This window comes from Rhizobium fabae (assembly GCF_003985135.1).
In the GTDB taxonomy this organism is placed as follows: Bacteria; Pseudomonadota; Alphaproteobacteria; order Rhizobiales; family Rhizobiaceae; genus Rhizobium; species Rhizobium pisi.
In genome coordinates this window covers 110,104-135,421 of the sequence record NZ_ML133661.1, presented here as the reverse complement: position 1 = coordinate 135,421, position 25,318 = coordinate 110,104, and the positions used below count along the sequence as shown (strand labels likewise).

The 25,318-nt window shown below is 61.3% G+C and carries 26 protein-coding genes; 17 read left to right on the top strand and 9 right to left on the bottom strand.

Features of this window, described 5'->3' with window-relative positions:
- The first annotated feature begins 70 nt into the window (after positions 1 to 70).
- The 7 genes from obgE to modC all read left to right on the top strand — a co-directional run bounded on the left by obgE (position 71) and on the right by modC (position 7,369).
- Positions 71 to 1,159: a GTPase ObgE gene (gene obgE, locus EFB14_RS28740; RefSeq protein ID WP_126829974.1), complete on the top strand. Its 1,089-nt coding sequence runs from the start codon at positions 71 to 73 to the stop codon at positions 1,157 to 1,159.
- Positions 1,146 to 2,309 (top strand): glutamate 5-kinase, encoded by a 1,164-nt coding sequence (gene proB / locus EFB14_RS28735; protein ID WP_126829973.1) that lies wholly within the window; start codon positions 1,146 to 1,148, stop codon positions 2,307 to 2,309. The genes obgE and proB overlap by 14 nt, the downstream gene beginning before the upstream one ends.
- Positions 2,302 to 3,585: a glutamate-5-semialdehyde dehydrogenase gene (locus EFB14_RS28730; RefSeq protein WP_126829971.1), complete on the top strand. Its 1,284-nt coding sequence runs from the start codon at positions 2,302 to 2,304 to the stop codon at positions 3,583 to 3,585. Before proB ends, EFB14_RS28730 begins: the two co-directional genes overlap by 8 nt.
- Before the next feature lie 37 nt (positions 3,586 to 3,622).
- Complete coding sequence (locus tag EFB14_RS28725; RefSeq protein ID WP_245438324.1) at positions 3,623 to 4,222, top strand: nicotinate-nucleotide adenylyltransferase; 600 nt, start codon at positions 3,623 to 3,625, stop codon at positions 4,220 to 4,222.
- Between the two features lie 480 nt (positions 4,223 to 4,702).
- On the top strand, positions 4,703 to 5,494 hold the full coding sequence (gene modA, locus EFB14_RS28720; protein WP_126829967.1) for a molybdate ABC transporter substrate-binding protein: 792 nt from the start codon (positions 4,703 to 4,705) through the stop codon (positions 5,492 to 5,494).
- Positions 5,495 to 5,603: 109 nt separating this feature from the next.
- Positions 5,604 to 6,305 carry a molybdate ABC transporter permease subunit gene (gene modB, locus EFB14_RS28715; protein WP_126829965.1) on the top strand — a complete coding sequence of 234 codons (702 nt, stop codon included), beginning with the start codon at positions 5,604 to 5,606 and terminating at the stop codon, positions 6,303 to 6,305.
- On the top strand, positions 6,302 to 7,369 hold the full coding sequence (gene modC, locus EFB14_RS28710) for a molybdenum ABC transporter ATP-binding protein (RefSeq protein ID WP_126829963.1): 1,068 nt from the start codon (positions 6,302 to 6,304) through the stop codon (positions 7,367 to 7,369). Before modB ends, modC begins: the two co-directional genes overlap by 4 nt.
- Here modC and EFB14_RS28705 read toward each other — a convergent pair whose 3' ends face one another.
- Positions 7,370 to 7,744 carry a winged helix-turn-helix domain-containing protein gene (locus EFB14_RS28705; protein WP_126829961.1) on the bottom strand — a complete coding sequence of 125 codons (375 nt, stop codon included), beginning with the start codon at positions 7,742 to 7,744 and terminating at the stop codon, positions 7,370 to 7,372.
- Between the two features lie 209 nt (positions 7,745 to 7,953).
- On the opposite strand from EFB14_RS28705, the gene rsfS reads away from it, so the two are divergent.
- From rsfS to EFB14_RS28675, 6 genes are all read left to right on the top strand, one after another.
- On the top strand, positions 7,954 to 8,397 hold the full coding sequence (gene rsfS / locus EFB14_RS28700) for a ribosome silencing factor (RefSeq protein ID WP_125845911.1): 444 nt from the start codon (positions 7,954 to 7,956) through the stop codon (positions 8,395 to 8,397).
- Between the two features lie 120 nt (positions 8,398 to 8,517).
- Positions 8,518 to 9,000, top strand: a complete 483-nt coding sequence (gene rlmH / locus EFB14_RS28695) for a 23S rRNA (pseudouridine(1915)-N(3))-methyltransferase RlmH (protein ID WP_125845910.1) — start codon at positions 8,518 to 8,520, stop codon at positions 8,998 to 9,000.
- Between the two features lie 179 nt (positions 9,001 to 9,179).
- Positions 9,180 to 10,595, top strand: a complete 1,416-nt coding sequence (locus EFB14_RS28690) for a murein hydrolase activator EnvC family protein (RefSeq protein ID WP_125846132.1) — start codon at positions 9,180 to 9,182, stop codon at positions 10,593 to 10,595.
- Positions 10,585 to 11,907, top strand: a complete 1,323-nt coding sequence (locus EFB14_RS28685) for a S41 family peptidase (RefSeq protein ID WP_125845909.1) — start codon at positions 10,585 to 10,587, stop codon at positions 11,905 to 11,907. The genes EFB14_RS28690 and EFB14_RS28685 overlap by 11 nt, the downstream gene beginning before the upstream one ends.
- A gap of 75 nt (positions 11,908 to 11,982) precedes the next feature.
- The gene (locus EFB14_RS28680; protein WP_126829959.1) at positions 11,983 to 13,167 is read left to right on the top strand and encodes a divergent polysaccharide deacetylase family protein; all 1,185 of its coding nucleotides are present in this window, start codon (positions 11,983 to 11,985) and stop codon (positions 13,165 to 13,167) included.
- 26 nt (positions 13,168 to 13,193) lie between these two features.
- Positions 13,194 to 13,727, top strand: coding sequence for an RNA pyrophosphohydrolase (locus EFB14_RS28675; RefSeq protein WP_126829957.1), 534 nt, complete (start codon positions 13,194 to 13,196; stop codon positions 13,725 to 13,727).
- A 158-nt stretch (positions 13,728 to 13,885) separates the two neighbouring features.
- Here EFB14_RS28675 and bfr read toward each other — a convergent pair whose 3' ends face one another.
- The 5 genes from bfr to EFB14_RS33600 all read right to left on the bottom strand — a co-directional run bounded on the left by bfr (position 13,886) and on the right by EFB14_RS33600 (position 20,744).
- Entirely contained in the window at positions 13,886 to 14,371 is a 486-nt protein-coding gene (bfr, locus tag EFB14_RS28670) for a bacterioferritin (RefSeq protein ID WP_125845906.1), read from the bottom strand.
- The gene (locus EFB14_RS33605) at positions 14,337 to 14,729 is read right to left on the bottom strand and encodes a (2Fe-2S)-binding protein (RefSeq protein ID WP_126829954.1); all 393 of its coding nucleotides are present in this window, start codon (positions 14,727 to 14,729) and stop codon (positions 14,337 to 14,339) included. The genes bfr and EFB14_RS33605 overlap by 35 nt, the downstream gene beginning before the upstream one ends.
- A gap of 144 nt (positions 14,730 to 14,873) precedes the next feature.
- Positions 14,874 to 18,335, bottom strand: coding sequence for an error-prone DNA polymerase (locus tag EFB14_RS28660; protein ID WP_126829952.1), 3,462 nt, complete (start codon positions 18,333 to 18,335; stop codon positions 14,874 to 14,876).
- Positions 18,332 to 19,747: a Y-family DNA polymerase gene (locus EFB14_RS28655; protein WP_245438326.1), complete on the bottom strand. Its 1,416-nt coding sequence runs from the start codon at positions 19,745 to 19,747 to the stop codon at positions 18,332 to 18,334. Before EFB14_RS28655 ends, EFB14_RS28660 begins: the two co-directional genes overlap by 4 nt.
- Positions 19,748 to 19,787: 40 nt before the next feature.
- Entirely contained in the window at positions 19,788 to 20,744 is a 957-nt protein-coding gene (locus EFB14_RS33600) for an ImuA family protein (RefSeq protein WP_245438323.1), read from the bottom strand.
- A 161-nt stretch (positions 20,745 to 20,905) separates the two neighbouring features.
- Here EFB14_RS33600 and EFB14_RS28650 point away from each other — a divergent pair, with 161 nt between their 5' ends.
- On the top strand, positions 20,906 to 21,343 hold the full coding sequence (locus EFB14_RS28650; protein ID WP_008528622.1) for a metallopeptidase family protein: 438 nt from the start codon (positions 20,906 to 20,908) through the stop codon (positions 21,341 to 21,343).
- Positions 21,344 to 21,357: 14 nt separating this feature from the next.
- Here EFB14_RS28650 and EFB14_RS28645 read toward each other — a convergent pair whose 3' ends face one another.
- Together EFB14_RS28645 and EFB14_RS28640 are read right to left on the bottom strand one after the other, a co-directional pair.
- Positions 21,358 to 21,564 carry a DUF1737 domain-containing protein gene (locus tag EFB14_RS28645; protein ID WP_125845902.1) on the bottom strand — a complete coding sequence of 69 codons (207 nt, stop codon included), beginning with the start codon at positions 21,562 to 21,564 and terminating at the stop codon, positions 21,358 to 21,360.
- A complete protein-coding gene (locus tag EFB14_RS28640) occupies positions 21,564 to 22,469 on the bottom strand; it encodes an HpcH/HpaI aldolase/citrate lyase family protein (protein WP_126829947.1) in 906 nt (301 codons plus the stop codon). The genes EFB14_RS28645 and EFB14_RS28640 overlap by 1 nt, the downstream gene beginning before the upstream one ends.
- Positions 22,470 to 22,582: 113 nt before the next feature.
- Here EFB14_RS28640 and EFB14_RS28635 point away from each other — a divergent pair, with 113 nt between their 5' ends.
- The 3 genes from EFB14_RS28635 to leuD all read left to right on the top strand — a co-directional run bounded on the left by EFB14_RS28635 (position 22,583) and on the right by leuD (position 24,090).
- Positions 22,583 to 22,816, top strand: coding sequence for a hypothetical protein (locus tag EFB14_RS28635; protein ID WP_126829945.1), 234 nt, complete (start codon positions 22,583 to 22,585; stop codon positions 22,814 to 22,816).
- 108 nt (positions 22,817 to 22,924) lie between these two features.
- Entirely contained in the window at positions 22,925 to 23,347 is a 423-nt protein-coding gene (locus EFB14_RS28630; protein WP_126829943.1) for a VOC family protein, read from the top strand.
- A 134-nt stretch (positions 23,348 to 23,481) separates the two neighbouring features.
- The gene (leuD, locus tag EFB14_RS28625; RefSeq protein WP_126829942.1) at positions 23,482 to 24,090 is read left to right on the top strand and encodes a 3-isopropylmalate dehydratase small subunit; all 609 of its coding nucleotides are present in this window, start codon (positions 23,482 to 23,484) and stop codon (positions 24,088 to 24,090) included.
- A gap of 112 nt (positions 24,091 to 24,202) precedes the next feature.
- On the opposite strand, the gene EFB14_RS28620 is transcribed toward leuD, so the two are convergent.
- Positions 24,203 to 25,135: a pyridoxal-phosphate dependent enzyme gene (locus EFB14_RS28620; protein ID WP_126829940.1), complete on the bottom strand. Its 933-nt coding sequence runs from the start codon at positions 25,133 to 25,135 to the stop codon at positions 24,203 to 24,205.
- Between the last annotated feature and the right edge of the window lie 183 nt (positions 25,136 to 25,318).

Sequence of the window (25,318 nt, the reverse complement as noted above, 5' to 3'; positions counted from 1 at the left end):
TCCGTCGGAACCGCCTATATCGAATGGGCCGAGACGGGCCGTCCAACTGCCACCGGATACTGGAAGTAAAATGAAATTTCTCGACGAAGCAAAGGTCTATATTAAGTCCGGAGACGGCGGCGGCGGCAGCGTTTCCTTCCGGCGCGAGAAATTCATCGAGTTCGGCGGCCCCGACGGCGGGGACGGCGGACGCGGCGGCGACGTCTGGGTCGAGGCCGTCAACGGCCTCAATACGCTGATTGATTTCCGCTATCAGCAGCATTTCAAGGCGACGATCGGCACCCATGGCATGGGCCGGAATCGCACCGGCGCCAACGGCAGCGACGTGACGCTGAAGGTTCCCGTGGGCACCCAGATCTTCGAGGAGGATCGGGAGACCCTGATCTGCGATCTGACCGAGGAAGGTCAGCGTTACTGCCTGGCGCATGGCGGCAATGGCGGCTTCGGCAACGCCCATTTCAAGACCTCGACCAATCAGGCACCGGATTGGGCCAATCCCGGCCTGCCCGGCGAGGAAAAGACCCTCTGGCTGCGGCTGAAACTGATTGCCGATGCCGGCCTCGTCGGCCTGCCCAATGCCGGCAAGTCGACCTTCCTTGCATCCGTCACCCGCGCCCGGCCGAAGATCGCCAACTATCCCTTCACGACGCTGCATCCCAATCTCGGCGTTGCCACCGTCGATGAGCGGGAATTCATCCTCGCCGACATTCCGGGCCTGATCGAAGGCGCCCATGAGGGGGTCGGCATCGGTGACCGTTTCCTCGGCCATGTCGAGCGCACCCGCGTGCTGCTCCACCTCGTCTCCGCCCAGGAGGAAAAGGTCGGCAAGGCCTATAAGACGGTCAAGCACGAACTCGAAGCCTATGGCAACGAGCTGACGGACAAGCCTGAGATCGTGGCGCTGTCGCAGATCGACGTGCTCGACGAGGCCGAACTGAAGAAGAAGACGAAGGAATTGGCCAAGGCCTGCGGCAAGACGCCGTTCCAGATCTCGGCCGTCACCGGCAGAGGCATGACCGAGGTCCTGCGCGCGTTGCGCGACGTCATCGTCGAGGAGAATAGCGAGGAAAAGCCGGCAAAGGTGCCGAAGCTGCGCCATCGCGACATGGTCGTCACCGATGAGGACAGGGGCGAGGATGAGGCCGATGACCAGCCGTAAGCCGCTTGGCCGCTACCGCCGCGTCGTCATCAAGATCGGTTCCGCCCTTCTGGTCGATCGCAAGGCCGGGTTGAAGAAGGCTTGGCTCGACGCCATGTGCGCCGATATTGCCGGCCTAAAGGCCAAAGGCATCGACGTGCTCGTCGTCTCCTCGGGCGCAATCGCGCTCGGTCGCTCGGTGCTCGACCTGCCCTCGGGTGCGCTGAAGCTGGAGGAAAGCCAGGCCGCTGCCGCCGTCGGCCAGATCGCGCTGGCGCGTGCCTGGTCGGAAAGCCTGTCGCGCGACGAGATCGTTGCCGGCCAGATCCTGCTGACGCTCGGCGATACGGAAGAGCGCCGCCGCTATCTCAATGCGCGCGCCACTATCAACCAACTGCTGAAAATCGGCGCCGTGCCTATCATCAACGAGAACGATACGGTCGCGACCAGCGAAATCCGCTATGGCGACAACGACCGTCTCGCCGCCCGCGTCGCAACAATGACCGGCGCCGACCTGCTCATCCTTCTCTCCGATATCGACGGTCTCTACACCGCGCCGCCGCATCTCGATCCGAATGCGGCCTTCCTGGAGACGATTGCCGAAATCACCCCCGAGATCGAGGCGATGGCCGGAGGAGCCGCCTCCGAGCTTTCGCGCGGCGGCATGCGCACCAAGATCGATGCCGGCAAGATCGCGACGACATCGGGCTGCGCCATGATCATCGCTTCGGGCAAGACCGAGAGCCCCCTTTCGGCGATCGAAAACGGCGCGCGCTCCTCCTGGTTTGCGCCTTCGGGCACACCCGTTACCGCCCGCAAGACCTGGATTGCCGGGCAGTTGCAGCCGGCTGGCGAACTGCATGTCGATGACGGCGCCGTCACGGCACTCGGGGCCGGCAAGAGCCTGCTTCCGGCCGGCGTACGCAGCGTTTCCGGCCTCTTCAGCCGCGGCGATACGGTGGCGATCATCGGCCCGGCCGGCCGCGAGATCGCCCGCGGCCTGGCAAGCTACGATGCCGAGGACGCACGCCGGATCGCCGGCCGCAAATCGGCGGAAATCGAGGCGATCCTCGGTTATGCCGGGCGTGCCGCCATGGTCCATCGCGACGACATGGTGATGACCGCGCAGATCAAATCGGAGAGGCAGAAAAAGGACGCGAGCTATGCTTGATGCCGTTGCGCCAAGCCCTGACATTGACGCGCTGATGAACGACATCGGCCGCAAGGCAAAGGCTGCCGCGCGACCGCTGGGCTTTGCGTCCACCGAAGCGAAGAACAAGGCTTTGAATGCCATGGCCGATGCGATCCTGGCAAACAGCGCGCATGTTCTTGCCGAGAATGCCAAGGACCTGAAGGACATCGAAGGCACTGAAACACTTGCCTCCTTCGTCGATCGGCTGACGCTGAACGACAAGCGCATTGCCGAAATGGCCGAGGGAATCCGTGCCATCGCGGCTCTGGCCGATCCAGTGGGCGAAGTGATCGCCGCCTGGGACCGGCCGAACGGCCTGAAGATCGAGCGCGTCCGCACGCCGCTCGGCGTCATTGGCGTCATCTTCGAAAGCCGGCCGAACGTCACGGCCGATGCCGGCGCGCTCTGCCTCAAGGCCGGCAATGCGGTCATCTTGCGCTGCGGTTCGGATTCACGTCGTTCATCGCAGGCTATCCATGGCTGCATGGTCGAAGGCCTGAAGTCGGCGGGACTTCCAGAGCATGCCATTCAGCTCGTTCCGGTGGCCGACCGCGCCGCCGTCGGCGCCATGCTGCGCGGGCTTGACGGCGCAATCGACGTCATCGTGCCGCGCGGCGGCAAGAGCCTGGTCGCTCGGGTACAGAATGAGGCCCGCGTGCCGGTCTTTGCCCATCTCGAAGGCCTTTGCCATATCTATGTCGATGCTTCCGCCGATATCGAGATGGCGAAGAAGATCGTCGTCAATGCCAAGATGCGCCGCACCGGTATCTGCGGCGCGGCCGAAACGCTGCTCGTCGACGGCGCGGCAATCGGCACGCATCTGACGCCTCTGCTTGAGGTTCTCACGGAGGCAGGCTGCGAGATCCGCGCTTCGGCAACGGTGCTGAAGGTCGCCCCCGGCATGAAGCCCGCGACTGAGGAAGACTGGTCGACCGAATATCTCGACGCGATCATCTCGGTCGCCGTTGTCGACGGCATATCCGGCGCGATCGCCCATATCCAGACATATTCCTCAAACCACACCGAGGCCGTCATCGCCGAAGACCCTGCCGTCGTCGAGCGTTTCTTCACCGAGGTCGATTCGGCGATCCTGCTGCACAATGCCTCGACGCAGTTTGCCGATGGCGGCGAGTTCGGCATGGGCGCGGAAATCGGTATCGCCACCGGCAAGATGCATGCTCGCGGCCCCGTCGGCGTCGAGCAGCTCACCTCCTTCAAATACCGGGTGCGCGGTGCGGGACAGACACGACCTTGACGTGACGACGGAGACTCTGGACCGACGATATCTCCGCATGCCGCACAGCGAGCGCGGCATGATCGTTGGTCTGTTCGGCGGCTCCTTCAACCCGCCGCATGAGGGCCACGCGCTCGTCGCCGAGATCGCCATCAAGCGGCTCGGCCTCGACCAGCTCTGGTGGATGGTCACCCCCGGCAACCCGCTGAAGAGCCGCAACCAGCTCGCTCCGCTTGCTGAGCGTATTGCCGAAAGCGAGCGTGTTGCCGCCAACCCCCGCGTCAAGGTTACCGCCTTCGAACAGACACTCGGCGTCAGCTACACCGCCAACACTCTTGCCCGCGTCAAGGCCCGCAATCCGCATGTGCATTTCATCTGGATCATGGGCGCCGACAGCCTGCAGACCTTTCACAAATGGCAGAAATGGCAGGAGATTGCCCGCACCTTCCCCATCGCGGTGATCGACCGGCCAGGTGCGACGCTCTCCTTCCTTTCCTCGAAAATGGCCAGGACCTTCGATTTCGCCCGAGTCGACGAGGATGATGCCCGTGTTCTCTGGAAGAAGCGCGCGCCGGCCTGGACCTTCATCCACGGGCCGCGCTCCGGCCTCAGCTCGACGGCAATTCGCAACGGTTCGCTTCCGGGCGCGGCCGAATAGCCTGATTTTCAAGAAAGTGCTGAAAACGAGAAAGCCCGACGGGGGAGGATCCGTCGGGCTTATGAACTCGATCGACAACTGGGAGGAGGAGTGTTGTCGATCCTACCGAACGGCTATGGGAGGAGGAGAAGCCGTTTCGATGATTATGTTTTACCATATTCCGCTAGAAGGTGAACATCAATTTGTGCATTGCAGCAATGCAGCCAGCGCAATGCCGACATGCCGAACCATCGGATACTGCCGCTTTTATCGGCAAAACCGAATATAATCCCTGTCTATTACATCGGACCTCGTCGGCTGGCAGATGAACCCTCGGATGTTCCTGCCCTTTCGGCCGGTTTTTCGGAAAGCCATGCGCTTGGGAATATGGAAATACTGATGCGGCCGGCCGACCTGGTTATATTTTCACGGATATATCCCTAGCCAAGGCGTGAACATCGTTATATTCGTCGAAATATTTCGAACCCGGGGATTAGAACCATGCAGAACCGCCGCCAATGGATGAAACTCGCAACCGCCGCGATTGCGGCTCTCTGGCTCGGCGCGGCAGCGCTTCCGACGCCGGCCGCAGCCGCTGAAAAACTGACCGTCTTTGCAGCGGCGAGCCTCAAGGATGCGCTTGATGCGGCCAATGCCGCCTGGGCCAAGGAAAGCGGCAAGGAAGCGGTCGCCTCCTATGCGGCAAGCGGGGCGCTTGCCAAGCAGATCGAAAACGCGGCTCCCGCCGACATCTTCATCTCGGCCGACCTCGACTGGATGGACTACGTCGCCAAGAAGAACCTGATCAAGGCCGATACCCGTTCGAACCTGCTTGGAAACCGGATCGTACTCGTTGCCGAAAAGGACAAGGCAAAGCCGGTCGAGATCAAGCAGGGCTTCGATCTTGCCGCTTTACTGGGTGACGGCAAGCTCGCCATGGGTGAGCCGAAATCGGTTCCGGCAGGCAAATACGGTATGGCCGCGCTGGAAAAGCTCGGCGTCTGGAAGTCTGTGGAAAGCAAGGTCGCCGGCGCCGAAAGCGTGCGCGCCGCTCTTGCCCTCGTCTCTCGCGGCGAAGCGCCCTATGGCATCGTCTACCAGACGGATGCGGCAGCCGATAAGGGCGTCGCCGTGGTCGGCACTTTCCCCGCCGATTCCCATCCGCCGATCATCTATCCGATCGCAATCCTTGCCGAGAGCAAGAACCCGGATGCAGCAGCCTATCTCGACTTCCTCAAATCCGAGAAGGCAGCCGCCTTCTTCACGGCTCAGGGTTTCACCATCCTGAAGTAGTCGGGGCTTGAAATAGCCGGGGCCTGAAATGATTGCGGAATCGGCTTCCGCAGCTTAGCGTGAAGGCTCGCCTCGGCGAGCCTTCGATTTATCAGGGAGACGGTCGCGTTTGGACATGTTGGGCTTGAGCAATGAGGAATGGACTGCGATCCTGCTCAGCCTGCGCGTTTCGATCGTCGCCATGCTGGCGAGCCTCCCCCTCGGCATTCTCGTCGCCCTGCTGCTCGCTCGCGGCCGCTTCTGGGGCAAATCGGTGCTGAACGGCATCGTTCACCTGCCGCTGATCCTGCCCCCTGTTGTCACCGGTTTCCTTCTGCTCATCCTTTTCGGCCGCCGCGGTCCAATTGGCAGCCTGCTCGACCAGTATTTCGGCATCGTCTTCTCCTTCCGCTGGACGGGTGCGGCGCTGGCCTGCGGCGTTATGGCGTTTCCGCTGATGGTGCGCAGCATCCGTCTGTCGATCGAAGCGGTCGACCGCAGGCTGGAAGAGGCGGCCGGAACGCTTGGGGCCGGTCCGGCGTGGGTCTTCCTGACCATCACCCTGCCGCTGACGCTCCCCGGCATCATCGCCGGAATGATCCTTTCCTTCGCCAAAGCCATGGGCGAATTCGGCGCAACGATCACCTTCGTCTCCAATATTCCCGGCGAAACCCAAACACTGTCGGCGGCGATCTACACCTTCACCCAGGTCCCTGGCGGCGACGCCGGCGCGCTGCGCCTGACACTCGTCGCCGTCGTCATTTCGATGGCCGCGCTGCTGGCCTCCGAATTCCTTGCCCGCCTCGCCGGCCGGAGGATCGATCCGGAATGACGCTGATCGTCGAGGCAAAACAGAGGCTCGGCGGCTTTTCGCTCGACGCCGCCTTCACCTCCGAGCGCGGCGTCACCGCGCTTTTCGGCCGCTCCGGCTCCGGCAAGACGTCGATGATCCGCATCATCGCCGGCCTTGCCCGGCCCGACCAAGGCCGCGTCGTGCTTGACGGCGAAACCCTGACCGAGACCGCCAGGGGCATCTTCGTCCCCAAGCACCGGCGTCGTTTCGGCTATGTCTTCCAGGAAGCGCGGCTGTTCCCGCATCTGAGCGTCCGCGCCAATCTTTCCTACGGCCGCTGGTTCGCGCCGGGAGCGGCAGGCAGCGAGAACTTCGATCACGTCGTCGATCTGCTCGGCATCGAGACGCTGCTCGCGCGCAGCCCCTCCACGCTTTCCGGCGGCGAAAAGCAGCGCGTCGCAATTGGTCGCGCCCTTCTCTCCTCGCCCCGCCTGCTGCTGATGGATGAGCCGCTCGCCGCTCTTGATGAGGCGCGCAAGGCCGAGATCCTTCCCTATCTGGAGCGATTGCGCGATCAGACCGACATCCCGATCGTCTATGTCAGTCATGCGATCGCCGAGGTGGCGCGGCTGGCAAACCAGGTGGTCGTGATGAGCGACGGCAAGGTGGAAGCAACAGGTCCGGCCGTCGACATATTGAGCCGTCCGTCTGCGGCTTCCGACCGGCGGGAAGCAGGAGCGCTACTCGAAGGCACCGTCGAGAGCTTCGACGCGCGTCACCGCCTGTCGATTGTTGCCCTGAAATCCCGCCGGCTGCATATTCCGAGTGCCGCCCTTGCGTCCGGGAGGCCGGTCCGCATCCGCATCCCGTCCCGCGATGTCATGCTGGCGACCGCAAGACCGGAGGGCCTCAGTGCATTGAACATTCTCGAAGGCAGGATCGAACAGATGTCGCCGGACGAGGACGGAACGGTCGAAATCCGGCTCGACTGCGGCGGCGATGTCATTCTTTCGCGCATCACCGCGCTCTCCTGCGAGCGCCTCGATCTTCACCCCGGCAAAGCCATCTTCGCCGTCATCAAGACGGTTGCCCTTGAGGCCTGATCAGCCGCCGCCGTGGCTCGGATTGCGCTTGCCTTCAAGCCAGGCGAGATCCTCGGCAAGGCTTTCCCGAACCGTCCTTTCCATCCGCCGGAAGCGCTGGAGCAACTCTTCGCCAAACGGCGTCAGCGCCGCGCCGCCGCCCTTTTGCCCGCCGCGCTGCGATTCCACCACCTGTTCGCAAAACATCCGGTTCATCTCGCTGACGAGCAGCCATGCCCGCCGATAGGACATGTCCATTGCCCGCCCCGCCGCCGAGATCGAACCGGTCGAGCGGATGTGCTCCAGAAGCTCCATCTTTCCGTGCCCGAGACGATCCTCGTCCGGGAAACTGATTCGCAGGACGGGAACGAGTGTTTTAGCGGCTGGATCGGTCATCGAATTCTAAGATTGTGGAATTTGCGGCACTTTACGCTCCGGCATGGAAACTGTACACCGCCGCCAGAAGCGGCTGGCGTGGCAATATTCTTCAATTCGGACGCAAGAACGGATTTTCAGCCGATCCGTACCTTAGCATGTCTTGAAACATTAATGGTTTGATGCCTATCTTAACCATGATCCGGTCTCGATCGGATCTCGTGTTGTGCATGGTTTGTCATTCCAGGAAAGGGAAAGCACTGACAACAGTACACGCCAAGGGAAAAACGCTCGCCGTTGTCCCGAAGAGTGCGGAACGTGGCGCCGATGCCGCTGCCCGCGCCTTAGAAGCCGTCCTCGCCAGCCTCGAGGACTCCAAAGCTGAAGATATCGTTACCATCGACATTGCCGGAAAATCGGCGCTGGGAGACTACATGATCGTCGTCTCCGGCCGCTCGAGCAGGCACGTCATGGCGATCTCGGATCACCTGCTCACCGACCTTAAGGACGACGGTTTCGGTACGGCCCGCGTCGAAGGTCAGGAAGCCGGCGATTGGATCCTGATCGACACCGGTGACATTATCGTGCATGTGTTCCGTCCCGAAACCCGCGAGTTCTACAACATCGAAAAGATGTGGGCGGCTCCGGATATGGATGAAGAAACACGGCACTGACGGGCGAGCCGGCATTCTGCCCGGCGCCTGAGACGTGGCATTGACCGGCCGGGAAATATCGCAGACCGGCCTGGGGTGCGATGTGCGCCTCACAATGCCGGCATGAGCGGGAGCGGGTGAATGCGAATTGGTCTTTTTGCTGTGGGACGGCTGAAGTCCGGCCCCGAAAAGGATCTCGTGGCCCGTTATCTCGACCGTTTCGCCAAGGCCGGCCCTGCCGTCGGCCTCGAATTTACCCGTGTTGTCGAAGTGGCCGAAAGCCGCGCCTCCAACGCGGAAACCCGCAAGCGCGAAGAGGCGGCGATGCTTTTGAAATCGCTTGCCGAAGGCAGCATCCTCATTCTTCTCGACGAACGCGGCAAGGCGCTCGACAGCGAAGCCTTCGCAAACCTGCTGGGCAATTATCGCGACCAGGGCAAACGCGAGCTGACGATCGCGATCGGCGGCGCCGATGGCCTCGACCCTTCACTCTACGACCGTGCCGACGCCACGCTCTGCCTGGGCAAGATGACCTGGCCGCACCAGCTCGTCCGCACGCTGATCGCCGAGCAGCTCTATCGCGCCGTCACCATCCTCTCTGGCCATCCCTATCACCGCGTCTGATATCGCGTCGGCCCTGTGCGTCGGCCGCATGCGTCGGATTGTCACGCAGCCGTGTTTTGCCTGGCAGGCGGTTCTTCCTCAAACTTTCTGGCAAAGCGCATCAAATCAGCTTAGTCTCCGCGCGATTTGAGAGAGTGCCCAGATATACAATGACGAGAATAGCAACCAGGCGACGCCGCATGATCCTGCCGGCTATTATGGCAGGTCTTGGCGCGGCGGCTATCGTCGTCTCGGCAAACCCTTTCTCCGTCAGGGCACAGGATACCGCACCCGAAGCGGCGCAACCCGCAGCCGAGCCGGCATCGAGCCCGCCGGCGGCCGAAGCGCCGCCGCCCGATCCGGCGGCCGAACTCGCCGCCAAACGCGACCAGACCCGCGCCGAGCTCGAAACCCTGTCGAAGACCATCAGCCTTTCCTCGGACAAGGTGAGCGAGCTTAAGCAGAGCATCGCCAATCTGGAAAAGAGCACACAAAGCGTCCGCCAGGCGCTGATCGATTCCGCCGCCCGCCGCAAGGGGCTCGAAAAGCAGATCCTCGAAAGCGAGAAGAAGCTTGCCGATCTCGGCGTCAAGGAGGATGGCATCCGCCGTTCCCTGCACGAGCGCCGCGGCCTTCTGGCCGAGGTGCTGGCGGCACTGCAGCGTATGGGCCGCAACCCGCCGCCCGCTTTGCTCGTCACCCCTGACGACGCGCTCGCTTCCGTGCGCAGCGCCATCCTGCTCGGCGCCGTTGTTCCCGGCATCCGCAAGGAGACCGACAAGCTTGCCGCAGACCTCGCAAGCCTTGCCGCACTGCAGAGCGCAAGCGCTGCCGAAAAAGCCGGCCTGACGTCAACGATGACGGACGGTATCGAGGAGGAGCGGCGCATGGACCTGCTGCTTGCCGAAAACGACAAGCTCAGCCGCAGCAGCGCCGCCGAACTCGGGGCCGAAAGGAAGCGCTCGGAGGAGCTGGCAGGCAAGGCGACCAGCCTCGAAGGTCTTGTCGCATCGATGGAATCCGAGATCGCCTCGGTGCGCGAAGCGGCCGCTGCCGCCCGCCAGGCGGAGGAAAACCGCAGGCTCCTGACGGACGAGCAGCGCGCCCAGGCCAAGGCGCTTGCCGACAGCGGTGTGCCCGATAAAAACCGCATTGCGCCCGCATATCCCTTCGGAGAATTGAAGGCGAAATTGGAGCTGCCCGTGGCAGGCGATATCCTGCGCCAGTTCGGCGATGCCGACGGCACCGGGCACGAGGCTATGGGAATGACCGTTGCCACCAATGCGGAGACGGTGGTGACGGCGCCCGCAGATGGTCTGGTGGTTTTCGCCGGCGCTTTCCGCAGTTACGGCCAGATGATCATCCTCGACGCAGGCGACGGATACCACCTGGTCCTCTCGGGAATGGATACAATCAATACCCGTCAGGGAAAATTCGTTTTCTCCGGCGAGCCGCTCGCCGTGATGGGAGCGAAAAGAGTGGCAAGCGCAACTGCATTGGCGCTGGAAACAGACCGGCCAACGCTTTACATTGAATTTCGAAAGGACGGTAAACCGGTCGATTCCCGACCGTGGTGGACCGCCAAAGACACTGGAAAGGCACGCAATGATTCGTAGGGCTTCTCTTGTTCTGGTCGGCGCATTGATGGGTGCGACCGCCATGAGCGTCATCTACTCGGCGGGTGTGCCGGCGGAAGCGGCCGGATCCTCCACATACAAGGAACTCTCGATTTTCGGCGATGTCTTCGAGCGAGTGCGCGCGCAATACGTGACGCCGCCGGCCGAAGACAAGCTGATCGAGAATGCCATCAACGGCATGCTCTCCTCGCTCGACCCGCATTCGAGCTATATGAATGCGAAGGACGCCGAGGATATGCGCACCCAGACCAAGGGTGAGTTCGGCGGCCTCGGCATCGAAGTCACGATGGAAGACGACCTCGTCAAGGTCATCACTCCGATCGACGATACGCCCGCCGCCAAGGCAGGCGTTCTCGCCGGCGACTACATTTCCGAGATCGACGGCCAGTCCGTGCGCGGGCTGAAGCTCGAAGACGCTGTCGAGAAAATGCGCGGCGCCGTCAACACGCCGATCAAATTGACGCTGATCCGCAAGGGCGCCGACAAGCCGATCGAGCTGACGATCGTCCGCGACGTCGTCGCTGTCCAGGCCGTCAAATCGCGTGTCGAGGACGATGTCGGTTATCTCCGCATCATCTCCTTCACCGAAAAGACCTATCCCGACATGGAAAAGGCGATCAAGAAGATCAAGGACACCGTTCCGGCCGATAAGCTGAAGGGTTATGTCCTCGACCTGCGCCTCAATCCGGGCGGCCTGCTTGATCAGGCGATCAACGTTTCCGACGCCCTGCTGGAGCGCGGCGAAGTAGTTTCGACCCGTGGCCGCAATCCTGACGAAACCCGCCGCTTCAATGCCGGCCCGGGCGACCTGACGGATGGCAAGCCGGTTATCGTGCTGATCAACGGCGGTTCGGCTTCCGCATCGGAAATCGTTGCCGGCGCCCTTCAGGACCTGCGCCGCGCCACCATTCTCGGCACGCGCTCTTTCGGCAAGGGCTCGGTCCAGACGATCATCCCGCTCGGCGAAAACGGCGCGCTGCGCCTGACCACGGCGCTCTACTACACGCCGTCGGGCCGCTCGATCCAGGGCACGGGCATCACGCCCGATATCAAGGTCGACGAACCGCTGCCGCAGGAACTGCAGGGCAAGATGGTGACCGAAGGCGAATCCAGCCTGCGCGGCCACATCAAGGGCCAGAGCGAGACCGACGAAGGTTCCGGCTCCGTCGCCTATGTCCCGCCGGATCCGAAGGACGACGTTCAGCTGAACTATGCGCTCGATCTCCTGCGCGGCAAGAAAACTGATCCGGCCTTCCCGCCGAATCCTGATAAGGCCGTCGTCGCCAAGTAATCATCATGCCAAGGCCGGGCACATCGCCCGGCCTTGATCCTTTTGCTGTTTCCCGGTTTTGGAGCGGGCAAGAAATTGGGAACGGACCTGCATGCGCCTCTGGGCCGCAACCGAAAAACCGGCAATCGGCGCCCGGGCGTCCTGCGCCTGGGCCGCATCGCCGCCAGCCTTTGCCTTTTCGCGATAGGCGGTTTTTCCCTCTATACGGCGTTTCGCGGCGAGGGGCTCGAACGCAACCGGCCACCCGCAGCAGAACAAGCGGCGACGCCGCCGTCCAGCACACCTCAACCGCCGCCGCAGGCCGCGAACGGCATGCCCCGCGCCGAACCCCAATCGGGCGCCAATGTCGAGCAGATGGTCACCGGCGATGGCACTGTCGTCACCAAATACAGCCCCCGTCCGCGCGACGGCAGCGGGCCTGTCCTGGTCGACGCCATGCAGATCGGCCAGGATCCGCGCATGGCGGCAACACCCAACGAAACACTACTGGAAGAAACGCCCTATGGCAGGCTTCCGATCGTCGGCCCTGACGGCCGACGCCCGATGGATCAATATGCCCGCCCCTCGTCCGGCGCGCGCGGCATCCGCATTGCCATCGTCGTCAGCGGCCTTGGACTGAGCCAGACGGGAACGCAGCGCGCCATCGCCGAATTGCCGGAGGAAATCACCCTCGCCTTTGCCGCAAGCGGCAACAGCCTGCAGCGCTGGATGCAGGAGGCCCGTCGCGGCGGTCATGAGATTCTTCTGCAGGTGCCGCTCGAACCTTTTGATTACCCGACCAATGATCCAGGCCCGGAAACCCTGCTGACCTCCAAGCCGGTCGCTCGCAATATTGAGAACCTGCACAAGGCGATGGGCGAGATCACCAACTATACCGGCGTCATGAACTATCTCGGCGGCCGTTTCCTGTCCGATCCCGCTGCTATGGAACCCGTCATGCGCGATATCGGCAGACGCGGTCTGCTCTTCCTCGACGACGGCACCTCGGCGCAGTCGAAGACGGCGGCAGTCGCCAAGGGAACCGCGCTGCCCTATGCCTTTGCCGACCTGCAGCTTGACGGCCAGCTCGATATCAACGCCATTTTGCAGAAGCTCGACGAACTCGAACGCATCGCCCGTAAGAACGGCCAGGCGATCGGCGTCGCCTCGGCTTTCGACGAAAGCGTCGACGCCATCGCCAAATGGAGCCAGGAGGCGGCGATGCGCGGTATCGAGATCGTCGGTGTCGCCACCCTGACTAGCGACCCCCTGAAGCCTTGAACCACAAATCCGAGAACGGAGAAGAAATGAGCCAGGCGACAGTGAAAGCAGAGGATCTGCCTTACCGCCCTTGTGTCGGTGTGATGATCCTGAATCGCGACGGCCTGGTCTGGGCCGGGCGGCGCATCCCCGACGGCAATTCTGAATATGACGGCTCGCCGCAGCTCTGGCAGATGCCCCAGGGCGGCATCGACAAGGGCGAGGATCCATTGGATGCCGCCTATCGCGAGCTCTACGAGGAGACCGGCATCAGGACAGTGACGCTGCTTGCCGAGGCGAGGGACTGGATCAACTACGATCTGCCGCCGCAGCTGATCGGCATCGGGTTGAAGGGAAAATACCGCGGCCAGACGCAACGCTGGTTCGCCTTCCGCTTTGAGGGCGATGAAAGCGAGATCGCCATCAACCCGCCTCCCGGCGGCCATGAGCCGGAATTCGATGCCTGGGAATGGAAGCCGATGCAGGAGCTGCCGGGGCTGATCGTCCCCTTCAAGCGCTCCGTCTACGACCAGGTGGTCGCCGAATTCCAGCATCTGGCGGCACTTCAATCGGAAGACTGATCGCAGGCAGGATGGGCACTTCCGTTTTTGCTCGGCGAGCGCAGGGGAAAGGTCGTGGCGTCCATCATCCGGCAAGTGCTGGCCGCGCTGGTTTTGCCCGGTGATGTCTGAGAAGGGAATACCGGCCGCCCAAGAGGCAGCCGGCATCTTGTGAGAGCTTATTCGGCTTCGTCGGCGGAATCGGCGTTGAGCTGGCCGTATTTGCTTTCGCCGATTTTCTCGAGCAGATCGAGCTGTGTTTCGAGGAAGTCGATATGACCCTCCTCATCCGCCAGCAGCTCTTCGAAGAGTTTCATCGAAACGTAATCGCCGGCTTCGTGACAGATGTCGCGCGACTTCTTGTAGGCCGTGCGGGCGTCATACTCGCCGGCAAGATCGGCCTCCAGAACTTCCTTGACGTTCTGGCCGATGCGCAAGGGGGCGAGGGTCTGCAGATTAGGATGGCCTTCAAGGAAGATGATGCGTGCAACGAGCCGGTCGGCATGATGCATCTCTTCGATGGATTCGGCACGCTCCTTCTTGGCGAGCTTGGTGTAGCCCCAGTCTTCAAGAAGGCGATAGTGAACCCAATATTGATTGACTGCCCCGAGCTCGAGGAACAGAGCCTCGTTAAGCCGCTCGATGACTTTTTTGTCGCCTTTCAATGTCCGCTCTCCTGTTTTCCTCGTGGAATTGTTTCAAGCGGGACATGAAATCAAATATCTCGTCTTCCGTCGAGTCGCGACGGGCGTGATATTCCTCGGTCGTCTGGATAATGATGTCGACCACATTGGGGAAGCAGCCGCAGCAGCGACCGCGCTTTTCCATGGCGTGATAGACCTTCGCAGGCACGATAAGCTGCCAACAGTCTTGATCAAGAAGGTCGGTAATGACCTGCCGGATTTCCTGGTCGGTTATATAATTGCAGCTGCAGACGAGCACGTCTTCATTCCAAACATGACACTGACTATCGTGTTTTCTGCTAAAGAAGATGGTGGCTGTCAAGAAAAAATTCGAGGCCATGTCATCAAGTCGCAGCGGCCGAATGGCACTCCGGAGGCGGATCATTTCTAGCGAATCGGCCTGAAATCTGAATCCCTATCTAAATCAAAGGAGTAGAGTACGGCGTCGTTCGAAAGAACGCGTGACGCTTTTTAGCGTCACTCTCTAATGGAAATTCCGCCCCCGCGGCATGACCTCAGCGGTTTCTGCCACGGCCACGCGGCCGCCTGCCGTGGCTACGCGTTTTTCCAGCTCCGCTCTTTCCTGCGCATGTGCGCTCTTTCTCTGCCGCTGATCGACACCCGGCCTCAACACCTCGTCTGCCCGCTCGCAGACGCCGAAACGCCGGGCCTCGCGTTGCAGGATACCGAGCGCCGGCGTCATGTCCTCGATATGCTCGACGACGGTATGGATCACCCCGCTCTGGCTTTGCAGCCTGCCGCGGATTTTCACCAGCCGGGCGCCCATGACGACCGCCCGGTATTTGTCGAATACCTTGTTCCAGACGATGGCATTGGCGACCCCGGTCTCGTCCTCCAGCGTCATGAAGATCACGCCGTTGGCCGAGCCCGGGCGCTGGCGCACCAGCACCAGGCCGGCGATCGTCACCCTCTTTCCGTTCGGCACTGTCAGGAGATCGACATTGCGCGTGATGCCCATCTTCTGAAGATCCTCCCGCAGGAAAGAGACCGGATGCGCTTTCAGCGACAGGGAGAGATAACGGTAATCCTCGATCACCTGTTCACCCGGCTGCATGTCCGGCAGTTTCGTCGCAGGCTCAGCCTGGAGATCGACATGACGGACCTGCTCGAAAAGCGGCAACTCCTCGGTCGCGCTCTTCACGTCAAGCGCCCGCACCGCCCAGAGCGCCTCGCGTCGCGATAGATTAATGGATCGGAACGCATCCGCATCCGCCAGTCGCTCGATGACGGATTTCTGCAAGCCGGACCGCAGCCAGAGATCGCGCACCGAACTGTAGCCTTCGCCTCGATTCTTGACGAGCCGTTTCATATCGTCTACCGACAGGCCCTTAATCTGCCGAAAACCCAGCCGCACGGCATGTCGGCTCCTGATGATTTCGCGCATCTTCTCATGCCGGAAATCGACGGCCTTCCGATCGAAGGCAGCCTCTTCCAGGGCGCAATCCCAGTCCGATTCATTGATATCGACCGGCAGGATCTTTACCCCGTGCTCACGCGCATCCCGCACCAGCTGCGCCGGCGCATAAAATCCCATCGGTTGGGAGTTCAGCATCGCCGCACAGAACACATCGGGATAATAGGCCTTGAGCCATGAAGAGGCATAGACGAGCAGCGCGAAGGACGCGGCATGACTTTCGGGGAAGCCATATTCGCCGAAGCCCTTGATCTGGTTGAAGCATTGTTTCGCGAACTCAAGATCGTAGCTCTTTGCGACCATTCCCTCGATGAACCGCTTCTCGAAATTGCCGATCGTGCCGGTTCTCTTGAATGTCGCCATCGCTCTGCGAAGCTTGTCAGCCTCTGCCGGCTTGAAACCGGCGGCGGTGATCGCGATCTGCATCGCCTGCTCCTGGAACAGCGGCACGCCGAGGGTTCTTTCGAGGACCGTTTTCAGCTCCTCGCTCGGATATTCGATCGGGATGTCCTTGGCCTTCTGATCCCGGCGCTTCAGGTAGGGATGCACCATGTTGCCCTGGATCGGCCCTGGCCGGACGATCGCCACTTCGATGACGAGGTCGTAGAATATTTTTGGCCGAAGACGCGGCAGCATGCTCATCTGCGCCCGGCTTTCGATCTGGAAGACGCCGAGCGTATCGGCCCGGCCCATCATTTCGTAAACCGGCTTGCCTTCGTCTCCGTGCTCCTTGTTGCCGAGGTCTGCGAGCGTCTTCTTCACATCGTAATGCAGTTCAAGCAGCGAAAAGGCCTTCCGCAGGCAGGTCAGCATGCCGAGCGCCAGCACATCCACCTTGAGGATCTTGACGTTGTCGAGGTCGTCCTTGTCCCACTCGATCATGTATCGATCCGGCATTGCCGTCTTCATGATCGGCACAACCTCGTCGAGCCTGTCGCGCGTGATGACGAAGCCGCCGACATGCTGGGTGAGGTGACGGGGGAAACCGAGAAGCTCGGACGCATATTTCAGCACGTTCTGCGTCACCGGATCCTTGATGTCGAGGCCGGCCGCTTTTGCATCCCGCTCCGAAAGATTGTCCTCCGACCAGCCCCAGACGAGGCTGCTGATCGCCGACTGGACATCCTCCGACAGCCCGAAGGCCTTGGCGACCTCGCGCCCCGCCGAGCGGGTACGGTAGGTAGTCACACCCGCCGTCAACCCTGCATGTTCTCTCTTGTAATTTTTATAGATGAACTGAATGACCTCTTCGCGCCGGTCATGCTCGAAATCGACGTCAATGTCAGGCGGCTCGTCGCGATCCATCGAAATGAAGCGGTCGAACAAGAGCGTGCTCTTTTGAGGATCGACTTCCGTTATCTCGAGGCAATAGCAGATGACCGAATTTGCCGCCGACCCGCGCCCCTGGCATAGGATCTTCTCATTACGGGCGTGCTGAATGATCCTGTAAACAGTCAGGAAATAAGAGGCGTATTTCTTCTTTCCAACCAGATCGAGTTCATACTCGATCTGCGGCGCAACCTTGTCCGGGATACCCTCGGGATAGCGTTTTGCTGCTCCCGCTCTCGTCAGCCTTTCGAGGGTCTCCTGCGGCGTTTCCCCGGGATCGTTTTCCGGCGGATAATTGTGCTCCAGTTCCTTCAGCGAAAAAGTCAGCCTGTTGAAGAAGGTCTGCGTATTCTCGAACGCATCGGGATAATCCCGGAAGATCCGGGCCATTTCACGTGAATCCTTGAGGTAGCGTTCGGCATTCGGCGCCAGAAGGAATCCGGCTTGCGGTATCTGCACATGCTCCCGGATCGCGATCACGATATCCGAAAGCGGCCGGCGTTCAGGATGATGGTAAAGCGGCTGATTGGTCACAATCAGCGGCACGCGATTTCGGGCAGCAAGCATGGCAACCACCGCAAAGACCTGCCTGTCGCGGCCGTCATAGGCTGGCGCCAGCGCCATAAAAAATGCCTTGCGGAATCGCCTGCGAAAGCGCGCCAGATAATCTTCCACCACCGACTGACCCGTCTGATGATCGACAACGGTGCGGTCGGGAACGAGGGCAAGCATCATCTCGTCCCCCCATTCCATCAGTTCCGCTTCCGTCAGAATGCAGGTCCCCTTGACCGCTTCCTCCTTCAGATTGCCGGCGCTGAGAAGACGGCAAAGGTTCGCCCAGCCTCGTCGATTACGGGGATAGGCGAGGATATCAGGTGTTCCATCGGAAAAGACGAGACGCGCGCCCGGCTGAACCCGGATAGGATCGAGGATCTCCTCCTTTTTTCCTTCCTTCTTCGCCTGGACCATAATCTCATCCCGGTTCTTGTATCTCTCCTCAAGCTGCAGCGCCTGCGCATGCGCCCTGACCACGCCGGCAACCGAATTCCGATCCGCAATCCCGAGACCGCCGAGCTTCAGACGAGCGGCCTGCACGACCATCTCTTCCGGGCCGGAGGCGCCTTCGAGAAATGAGAAATTCGTCCTCACGCCGATCTCGCAAAATGCGGGCTCTCTTCTCATGCAAACACACCATGCATGAACCAGCGAGGATAGAATTCCTGACCATAGAAACCGCGGCGATAGATCCAGAAGCGATGCCCGGTCTCGTCCTCGATACGGAAATAGTCACGCGCCTCGGCATCGTCCCCATCGATCCACCACTCCATGGCAATCCGTTCCGGCCCTTCGCTTCTGGCCACCTGATGCTGCAGGCGCCGCCAGCGGAAGATCTGCGGCGGACCATCGGGCACTTCGGCCAACATGATCTCCACCGGCTCCGGCGTTGTAAAAAGCCGCAGCGGCCGCTCTTCGCGGAAAGGAAGGTCGATCTCCTGCTCCGCTTTCCGCCTGGGAAGGCTCTCCATGACGGGAATCGTGATGACGGCGCGTTCCGGCACATGGCTCTCGCGGAGCTGGAAACTTTGCAGACAATCCGCACCAAGCCGGGCCGAGACCCGATCGACGAAGGCAGAAAGCGATATCTCTCCCTGACGGCCGCCCTCGAAATCACCCTGTGCCTCGTTGAAGGGATCATGCCGCAACACATTCAGCCGCAGGATCTCGAAACCATAGCCGGCATCGAGATCGTCATAGACCGCTTGTAATCGCTCGGAAAAAAGCCCGGCAATAAACTTCGGTTCGCGAAGCGGCTGAGAAGCGCCGACGGAAATACGAAAGACCCTGCCGTCGACGCGGAACAGGACCAGTTCGAATACCCGTCCGCCGGCTCCCCGCGCCTCCAGCGACGGCTGCAGCGACATGGCGACCTGCCTGGTGACGGCAAGGATCTGCTCTTCCATACCGATGGGCTCGATCAGGCGGTTTTCGGCCGAGAGGCTGGCGACGGGACGCCGGGGCGAGACCGGCTCCTCTTCACGTCCCAACGCCTGGTCGAGGCGCAGAAGCAGTTCCGGACCGAACCGGCGGGTCAGCGGCGCGCGCGGGGCCTCGATGACGTCGCCGACATATTTGAGACCGAGTTTCTTCAGGGCATCGACGGTTTGACCTTCCAGCCGCAAGGCTGCGACCGGCAGGGACACCAGCACATGTTCCACCGCCTCATCCTCGATCACGCCGCTTTGCCCGAAGCGGGACACGGCCCAGGAAAGACCGGGTGACGATGAGACCGCACCCCGCGCATCGATCCCCATGTGAAAGAGCCGCGACAGGACATCCTTGAGAAGCGCCTTTTCACCACCGAAGAGATGAGCACAGCCGGTAATGTCGAGAAACAGGCCGTCCTTGCCGTCGAACGCCACGAGCGGCGTATAACGGTCGCACCAGTCGGCAATTGCCTCCAGCAGCCGACGGTCGGCGGCCGGGTCCTCTTCCACGACCTCGAGCGTCGGGTACATGGCGCGCGCTTCGGCAACGCCCTGCTCCTTCTTCAACCCCAGCCTCTCGGCCAACTCGTCCAGTGCCGTCAGTCGCATGGCATTGTTGAGCTTGCCGGAACAGACGATGGGCGGCGCCTCAGGACGCCCTTTCGAACGCCAGGAGAGCCCCCATCGCCGGCGAGCGATACGATCCGTCGGCAGATGCGGGAAGCTGAGCGCCAGAATGCGCTGACTGTTCGCCTGGAGGGCGAACGAGGTTTGGTTCGATGACAGGGAGAAATTCGCGTTCATGGGGATTCCACTCCAGGAGAAAGGAGAGCGGGGCCGGATTGCGGCTCTTCTCCAACGTGAGACGGAAAATCGGATTGCCGATGCTGCCGGAAAGCTTCGATCCATCCGGCAATGGCCGCAGACCGGATGGTGCCGGTTCGACATGCAGGCGGAAGGCCGCACTGCTTGCCTCCTCCTCTCCGGCCTGACGGACAAGAAAGAGCGGACGACGGGAAGCATGTGCCCTGAGACTGAGCCTGCGGCTTTCGGTCAGGCCGAAATGCGCAGGGTTGCCCCGCACTTCGAAGATAACGGCTGAGAAGGCAGCGCTTTCCACCGCCGCCTCCGCCAGCCAGAGCGCTTCATCCAGCTTGCGCGGCGCCGCATGAAGAAACCGCTCCGGGCTCAGCCCAAAATCCCGAAGCCCGGGGGCATAGGGACGGCCGGCCTCCAGCGCGCCGACTGCATCGCCGATCCAGAGGAGCGGCAGAAGCCTGCCGGCATCCGCTTCTTGTTTCTGCAGCCGCGCGGCAACAGCCATTGCCAGCCCGCTTGCCGCGCCTGCATCGCGAGACAAAGCCGAACGGAATTCGATGATCGCATCGAGCGGCAGGCCGCCTTCCATCGCCTCGTCGAGCGGTACCACGCCGAACGGCAGGCGAAACCCACGGTCATTCTGCGCCGTGGCCTGCCGCGTAGCCTTCCCCGATGCCAGGGCTTCCCGCTCCGCTGCCGCAAGCGCCGGCGCCGGCTTTCCTTCCAGTCTGGCGATGGTTTCGCGGAGCGCAAAAAGCCGCTCGCGCGCCAGGGCGTGCTGCGCCATGGCGTTCTCCGATCCGTCTTGTTCCTGTTATGTTCTTATAGATTCCAGAGAGCTTATGAAGAGTCAACGGCCATTTTCTATGAATTTATTCCTGCCCCTGATTCCGCACTCGAAAATCGGCGATAAAGGTTCTATATGGGCCCGCAAAGGAAGGAATATTCATGGCCCGCATAGACCAGAGCGACGATTGGCGGGACCGCCATGCGCCAACGATCAGCACTTTCGAGTCGCTGGCCATGGAGGCCTACAGCCATCTGCCGGATGAATTCCGCCAGCTGACGACCAATCTGACGATCGAGATCGAAGATTTCCCCGACGACGACGTTTTCGAGGACATGGCGCTGGAAACCCCTTTCGACCTGCTCGGCCTTTTCGAGGGCAGGGGCATTTCCGAACGCTTCACGGTGGAAACCGGCGAGATGCCGAACCGCATCCGCCTCTACCGGCGTCCCATTCTTGATTACTGGGCCGAAAACGACGAGACGCTCGGCGATATCATCACCCATGTCCTGATCCACGAGATCGGCCACCATTTCGGGCTGAGCGACGATGACATGGAGCGGATCGAGGCCAGCGCCGAGGAAGCTGCCGAGCGCTAGAAGCGCAGCGCGCCCTACTGCTCGGAGAGCTTCATCTCAGGATCGTAATCCTTGCCCTCGACATGCTTGATGACGGCCTGGCCGCATTGCATCGCGCCGGTTGCGGCATTGAAGGCATAGGTCGGCGAGCCTTCCAGCGACCAGCCCTTGTTGAGGGCAGCGGTGACCTTATGGCAGAAGGAAGCATCGTCGGGACCGGTCAGGAAGCGGTAGAGTTTCATCAGGCGGGCTTTCTTGCAGAAATCAGGCGAGCTTTATGAACCAGAGCTTCGGCCTGGACAAGATGCAGCCGCTCGATCATCCGCCCGTTCGCATTGATGACGTTGCGACCTTTGGCAGCCGGATCGGCGAAGGCCGATATGATCGCTTCGGCTTCCGTTATCTCCTCGGCGCTCGGCCCGAAATGCCGGTTGGCGGTTTCGATCTGCGAGGGGTGGATCAGCATCTTGCCCGCAAAACCCATGGCGCGGCCCTGCCCGCATTCGGCATCGAAACCTCCGCCATCGCGGAAATCATTGAAGACGCTGTCGAGCGCATCGAGCCCGTAGGCCTTGACCGCCAGAATGACCTGCATCAGCCACGGCACGAGATAGGTCCGCCCCGGCTGCGGCAGGACACCCGTTTCCTTGCGCAGGTCGTTGAGGCCGACGACGAGGCAATCGAGCCGGGATCCCGGCGTACGGCCGGATTCGGCGATCGCCCCGACATTCAGCACGCCTCGCGGCGTCTCGATCATCGCCCAGATCCGCAATTCCTCCGGCGCATCCGCATCGGCAAGCAGATCGCCGATATCAGCGACATCCTGAGGCTCGTCCACCTTCGGCAACAGAACGGCATCGGGCAGAAGCGCCCTGACCAGATCGAGGTCCGCCGGCCCGAATTCGGATGACAAAGAATTGATGCGGATGATCCTTTCCTTGCCCTCAAGCGCCGGCCCGGCAAAAAAGCTTCTCAGATTTTCCCGCGCTTGCGCCTTCTTCTCCGGCGCCACCGAATCCTCCAGATCGAAAATAACGGCATCGCAATCAAGGGAATGGCTCTTTTCCAGCGCCCGCGCATTGATGGCGGGTACGCTCAGCACCGAGCGGCGCAGGCGCTGGGAACGGAGAGGTACGGTTCTGCTCATGGACTATTAGTGCCAAGCTTCGCAAAGCCCGGCAAGACAACAAAAAGCCATGCTTGCCTTGCAGAGAGAAAAAAGAAGGACCACATTCCTTTCCGAAGAAAGGTCTAAAACCAATGCAGAACATTCGCTCCATCTTCATCATGCTTGCCGGCGCCACCGTTTTCGTGGCCATGCTGCTTCTCACCTTCTCGGTGACGCTCGCCGTCGGCGGCATTCTGACCGTACTCATGGTCGGCCGCGCGCTTTCGCTGAAGATGAAGCCCGCTCCGGTCCGCGCCAAGGCCAATAATGGCCAGCGCGAGATGCGTATCTGGAACGACGGTCGCGGCACGATCATCGATCTCTGAGCAGCCTACGCTCAAAAAAACGGACCGACACTGTCGGATCATGCTTCCATGATACGTCCTTGCAGCAGCCAGGCATTCAGCCGGCGCTCAAAACGATGGAGGATGAGCATGGATACGACGACCGAAAACAGTCCGGTCAAAATGCCGCCGGTCAAGAATGGCCTGCTGCCCTATCTGACGGTCGGCGGCGCGGTAAAGGCCGCGGAATTCTACAAGAAGGCCTTCGGCGCCGAAGAAGCTTACAAGGTGCCGGTCGACGAGAGTGGCCGGACGATGCATGTGCATCTCTATATCAACGGCAGCTCCCTCATGCTGTCGGATGCCTATCCCGAATATGGCCATCCCTTCAAAGGCCATGAAGGCTTCGCCATCCAGCTTGTTATCGACGATATCGATTTCTGGTGGGACCGGGCTGTGGCTGCCGGCGCCGAAGTCGTCATGCCGGTCGAACTGATGTTCTGGGGCGACCGCTACGGCCAGCTCCGCGATCCCTTCGGTGTCCTCTGGGGCCTCAACGCACCGACCAAGTAACGGGGGATGCGCAACCGGCCGGCCGCGCGAAACGTCGCGTGGCCGCATTTTCGAAAGATTCTCCTTCATTTCGACGAAAAACTGGACTAGATGCAAATTCAGAAAGTACGTTTTACTGAAATGGAGCATGGGTCATGGATAAATTCGTGAAGCTCACGGGCGTTGCAGCGCCCCTGCCGGTCGTCAACGTCGACACCGACATGATCATTCCGAAGGACTATCTGAAGACCATCAAGCGCACCGGCCTTGGCAAGGGCCTTTTCGCCGAAGCCCGCTATAACGAAGACGGCTCCGAAAACCCCGATTTCGTGCTGAACAAACCGGCCTACCGCGATGCGAAGATCCTGGTCGCCGGCGACAATTTCGGCTGCGGTTCCTCGCGCGAACACGCGCCGTGGGCGCTGCTCGATTTCGGCATCCGCTGCGTGATCTCCACCAGCTTCGCCGACATTTTCTACAATAACTGCTTCAAGAACGGCATCCTGCCGATCAAGGTCAGCCAGGAAAATCTCGACAAACTGATGGACGACGCCTCGCGCGGTTCCAATGCCATCCTGACCGTCGATCTTGAGAACCTCGAGATCACCGGCCCCGATGGCGGCTCGATCAAGTTCGACCTCGACGAGTTCAAGCGCCACTGCCTGCTGAACGGCCTCGACGATATCGGCCTGACCATGGAAAAGGGCAAGGCGATCGACGAATTCGAAAAAAAGAACGCCGCTTCCCACCCCTGGGCGGCCTGATCGCTGACGATTTGCCTATTGATCAAGCCGGGCTTCGCCCGGCTTTTTCTTTATAGCGCCGCGCGTCATTCAGACGCGCAAAGGACGCTGTAATACCTTGAATTACCGCAAATCAGAGAAACTTCTCTTTCCAGAGCTTCAGCTTTTCGAGCGAGACGCCGATGCCGCCGCAGACTTCGATGAGCGGATGATCGAAGCGCTGAAGCAGCCCGGCATGCACATCGGCAACGGCAAGAGCCGCCCCGCAGGCCGGCTCGACCAGAATGCGCTGCGCATCGGCAAATTTCAGGCAGGCGGCGACGGCATCGGCGTCGCTGACGACGATGCTTTCGATCGGATGCTGTTTCGGCAATTCGAAGACATGCTGCGCCACCTGCCGCGCGCCGAGTGAATTGGCAATCGAGGTAATAGTGGGAAGGGTAATCCGCTCATTCGCCCTGAGGCTGGCATGAAGCGAGGCCGCCCCTTCGGTTTCGACGGCAATGACGGGCACGTCGGAAAGCCCGTTTCGCTTCAGCCCCTCGACGATGCCGGCCAATAGTCCGCCGCCGCCGACACTGGTGACGACACAATCGAATTTTGCACCCTTCGCCACCACCTCGTCGATCAGCGTCGCATGGCCATCCCACAGAAGCGGATGGTCGAAGGGATGCACATAGGTCGCCTTGCGGCTCTCTGCGAGCTCGACCGCATGGGCGTTGGCTTCATCGAAAACCGATCCGTGGACCAGCACGGTGGCGCCCGTTGCGGCAATCGCCTGCCGGACATCGGCTGCCGTCGTCTCCGGCACGACGATTGTGACCGGAACACCGAGCGCCCGGCCGGCATAAGCCGCGGCAATGCCGGCATTGCCGCCGGAGGCGCAGAAGATCTCGCGCGCGCCATTTTCCACCTCATGCTGGCAAAGCCGGCCGACGCCACGCAGCTTGAAGCTGCCGGAAGGCTGCAGCGCATCGAGCTTCAGCCAGAGCGGCTTGCCGCTGGCGCTATAGCCGGATCCCGTGCGAACCAAAGGCGTGTCGAGATGGAGGGGTGCCAAAGCCATGATGAACATCCGGAAAGTAAAGATGAGAGGGTGTTTCTAACCCGTTTGTAGGCGCCGGAGCAATCATCGCGACCGGGAGCGCCGCGTCTTACCGACGCGCAACGGACGCTGTAACACTTTCAATTCCCGCAGCGACCCGAAAAACGATTCTGCTTTTCGGGTCGATGCGCCGGAGCGAAGCGT

What these genes read in the sequence shown, in the direction of transcription:
- leuD (WP_126829942.1), top strand. Translation starts at nt 23,482, where the DNA reads ATGGATAAATTCGTGAAGCTCACGGGCGTTGCAGCGCCCCTGCCGGTC.
- EFB14_RS28685 (WP_125845909.1), top strand. Translation starts at nt 10,585, where the DNA reads ATGATTCGTAGGGCTTCTCTTGTTCTGGTCGGCGCATTGATGGGTGCG.
- rlmH (WP_125845910.1), top strand. Translation starts at nt 8,518, where the DNA reads ATGCGAATTGGTCTTTTTGCTGTGGGACGGCTGAAGTCCGGCCCCGAA.
- modA (WP_126829967.1), top strand. Translation starts at nt 4,703, where the DNA reads ATGCAGAACCGCCGCCAATGGATGAAACTCGCAACCGCCGCGATTGCG.
- EFB14_RS28660 (WP_126829952.1), bottom strand. Translation starts at nt 18,335, where the DNA reads ATGAGAAGAGAGCCCGCATTTTGCGAGATCGGCGTGAGGACGAATTTC.
- proB (WP_126829973.1), top strand. Translation starts at nt 1,146, where the DNA reads ATGACCAGCCGTAAGCCGCTTGGCCGCTACCGCCGCGTCGTCATCAAG.
- EFB14_RS28640 (WP_126829947.1), bottom strand. Translation starts at nt 22,469, where the DNA reads ATGAGCAGAACCGTACCTCTCCGTTCCCAGCGCCTGCGCCGCTCGGTG.
- EFB14_RS28650 (WP_008528622.1), top strand. Translation starts at nt 20,906, where the DNA reads ATGGCCCGCATAGACCAGAGCGACGATTGGCGGGACCGCCATGCGCCA.
- EFB14_RS28645 (WP_125845902.1), bottom strand. Translation starts at nt 21,564, where the DNA reads ATGAAACTCTACCGCTTCCTGACCGGTCCCGACGATGCTTCCTTCTGC.
- EFB14_RS28675 (WP_126829957.1), top strand. Translation starts at nt 13,194, where the DNA reads ATGAGCCAGGCGACAGTGAAAGCAGAGGATCTGCCTTACCGCCCTTGT.
- EFB14_RS28705 (WP_126829961.1), bottom strand. Translation starts at nt 7,744, where the DNA reads ATGACCGATCCAGCCGCTAAAACACTCGTTCCCGTCCTGCGAATCAGT.
- EFB14_RS28725 (WP_245438324.1), top strand. Translation starts at nt 3,623, where the DNA reads ATGCCGCACAGCGAGCGCGGCATGATCGTTGGTCTGTTCGGCGGCTCC.
- EFB14_RS28630 (WP_126829943.1), top strand. Translation starts at nt 22,925, where the DNA reads ATGGATACGACGACCGAAAACAGTCCGGTCAAAATGCCGCCGGTCAAG.
- EFB14_RS33600 (WP_245438323.1), bottom strand. Translation starts at nt 20,744, where the DNA reads ATGGCGCAGCACGCCCTGGCGCGCGAGCGGCTTTTTGCGCTCCGCGAA.
- EFB14_RS33605 (WP_126829954.1), bottom strand. Translation starts at nt 14,729, where the DNA reads ATGGCCTCGAATTTTTTCTTGACAGCCACCATCTTCTTTAGCAGAAAA.
- modC (WP_126829963.1), top strand. Translation starts at nt 6,302, where the DNA reads ATGACGCTGATCGTCGAGGCAAAACAGAGGCTCGGCGGCTTTTCGCTC.
- EFB14_RS28620 (WP_126829940.1), bottom strand. Translation starts at nt 25,135, where the DNA reads ATGGCTTTGGCACCCCTCCATCTCGACACGCCTTTGGTTCGCACGGGA.
- EFB14_RS28730 (WP_126829971.1), top strand. Translation starts at nt 2,302, where the DNA reads ATGCTTGATGCCGTTGCGCCAAGCCCTGACATTGACGCGCTGATGAAC.
- EFB14_RS28690 (WP_125846132.1), top strand. Translation starts at nt 9,180, where the DNA reads ATGATCCTGCCGGCTATTATGGCAGGTCTTGGCGCGGCGGCTATCGTC.
- obgE (WP_126829974.1), top strand. Translation starts at nt 71, where the DNA reads ATGAAATTTCTCGACGAAGCAAAGGTCTATATTAAGTCCGGAGACGGC.
- rsfS (WP_125845911.1), top strand. Translation starts at nt 7,954, where the DNA reads ATGGTTTGTCATTCCAGGAAAGGGAAAGCACTGACAACAGTACACGCC.
- EFB14_RS28655 (WP_245438326.1), bottom strand. Translation starts at nt 19,747, where the DNA reads ATGCGACTGACGGCACTGGACGAGTTGGCCGAGAGGCTGGGGTTGAAG.
- EFB14_RS28635 (WP_126829945.1), top strand. Translation starts at nt 22,583, where the DNA reads ATGCAGAACATTCGCTCCATCTTCATCATGCTTGCCGGCGCCACCGTT.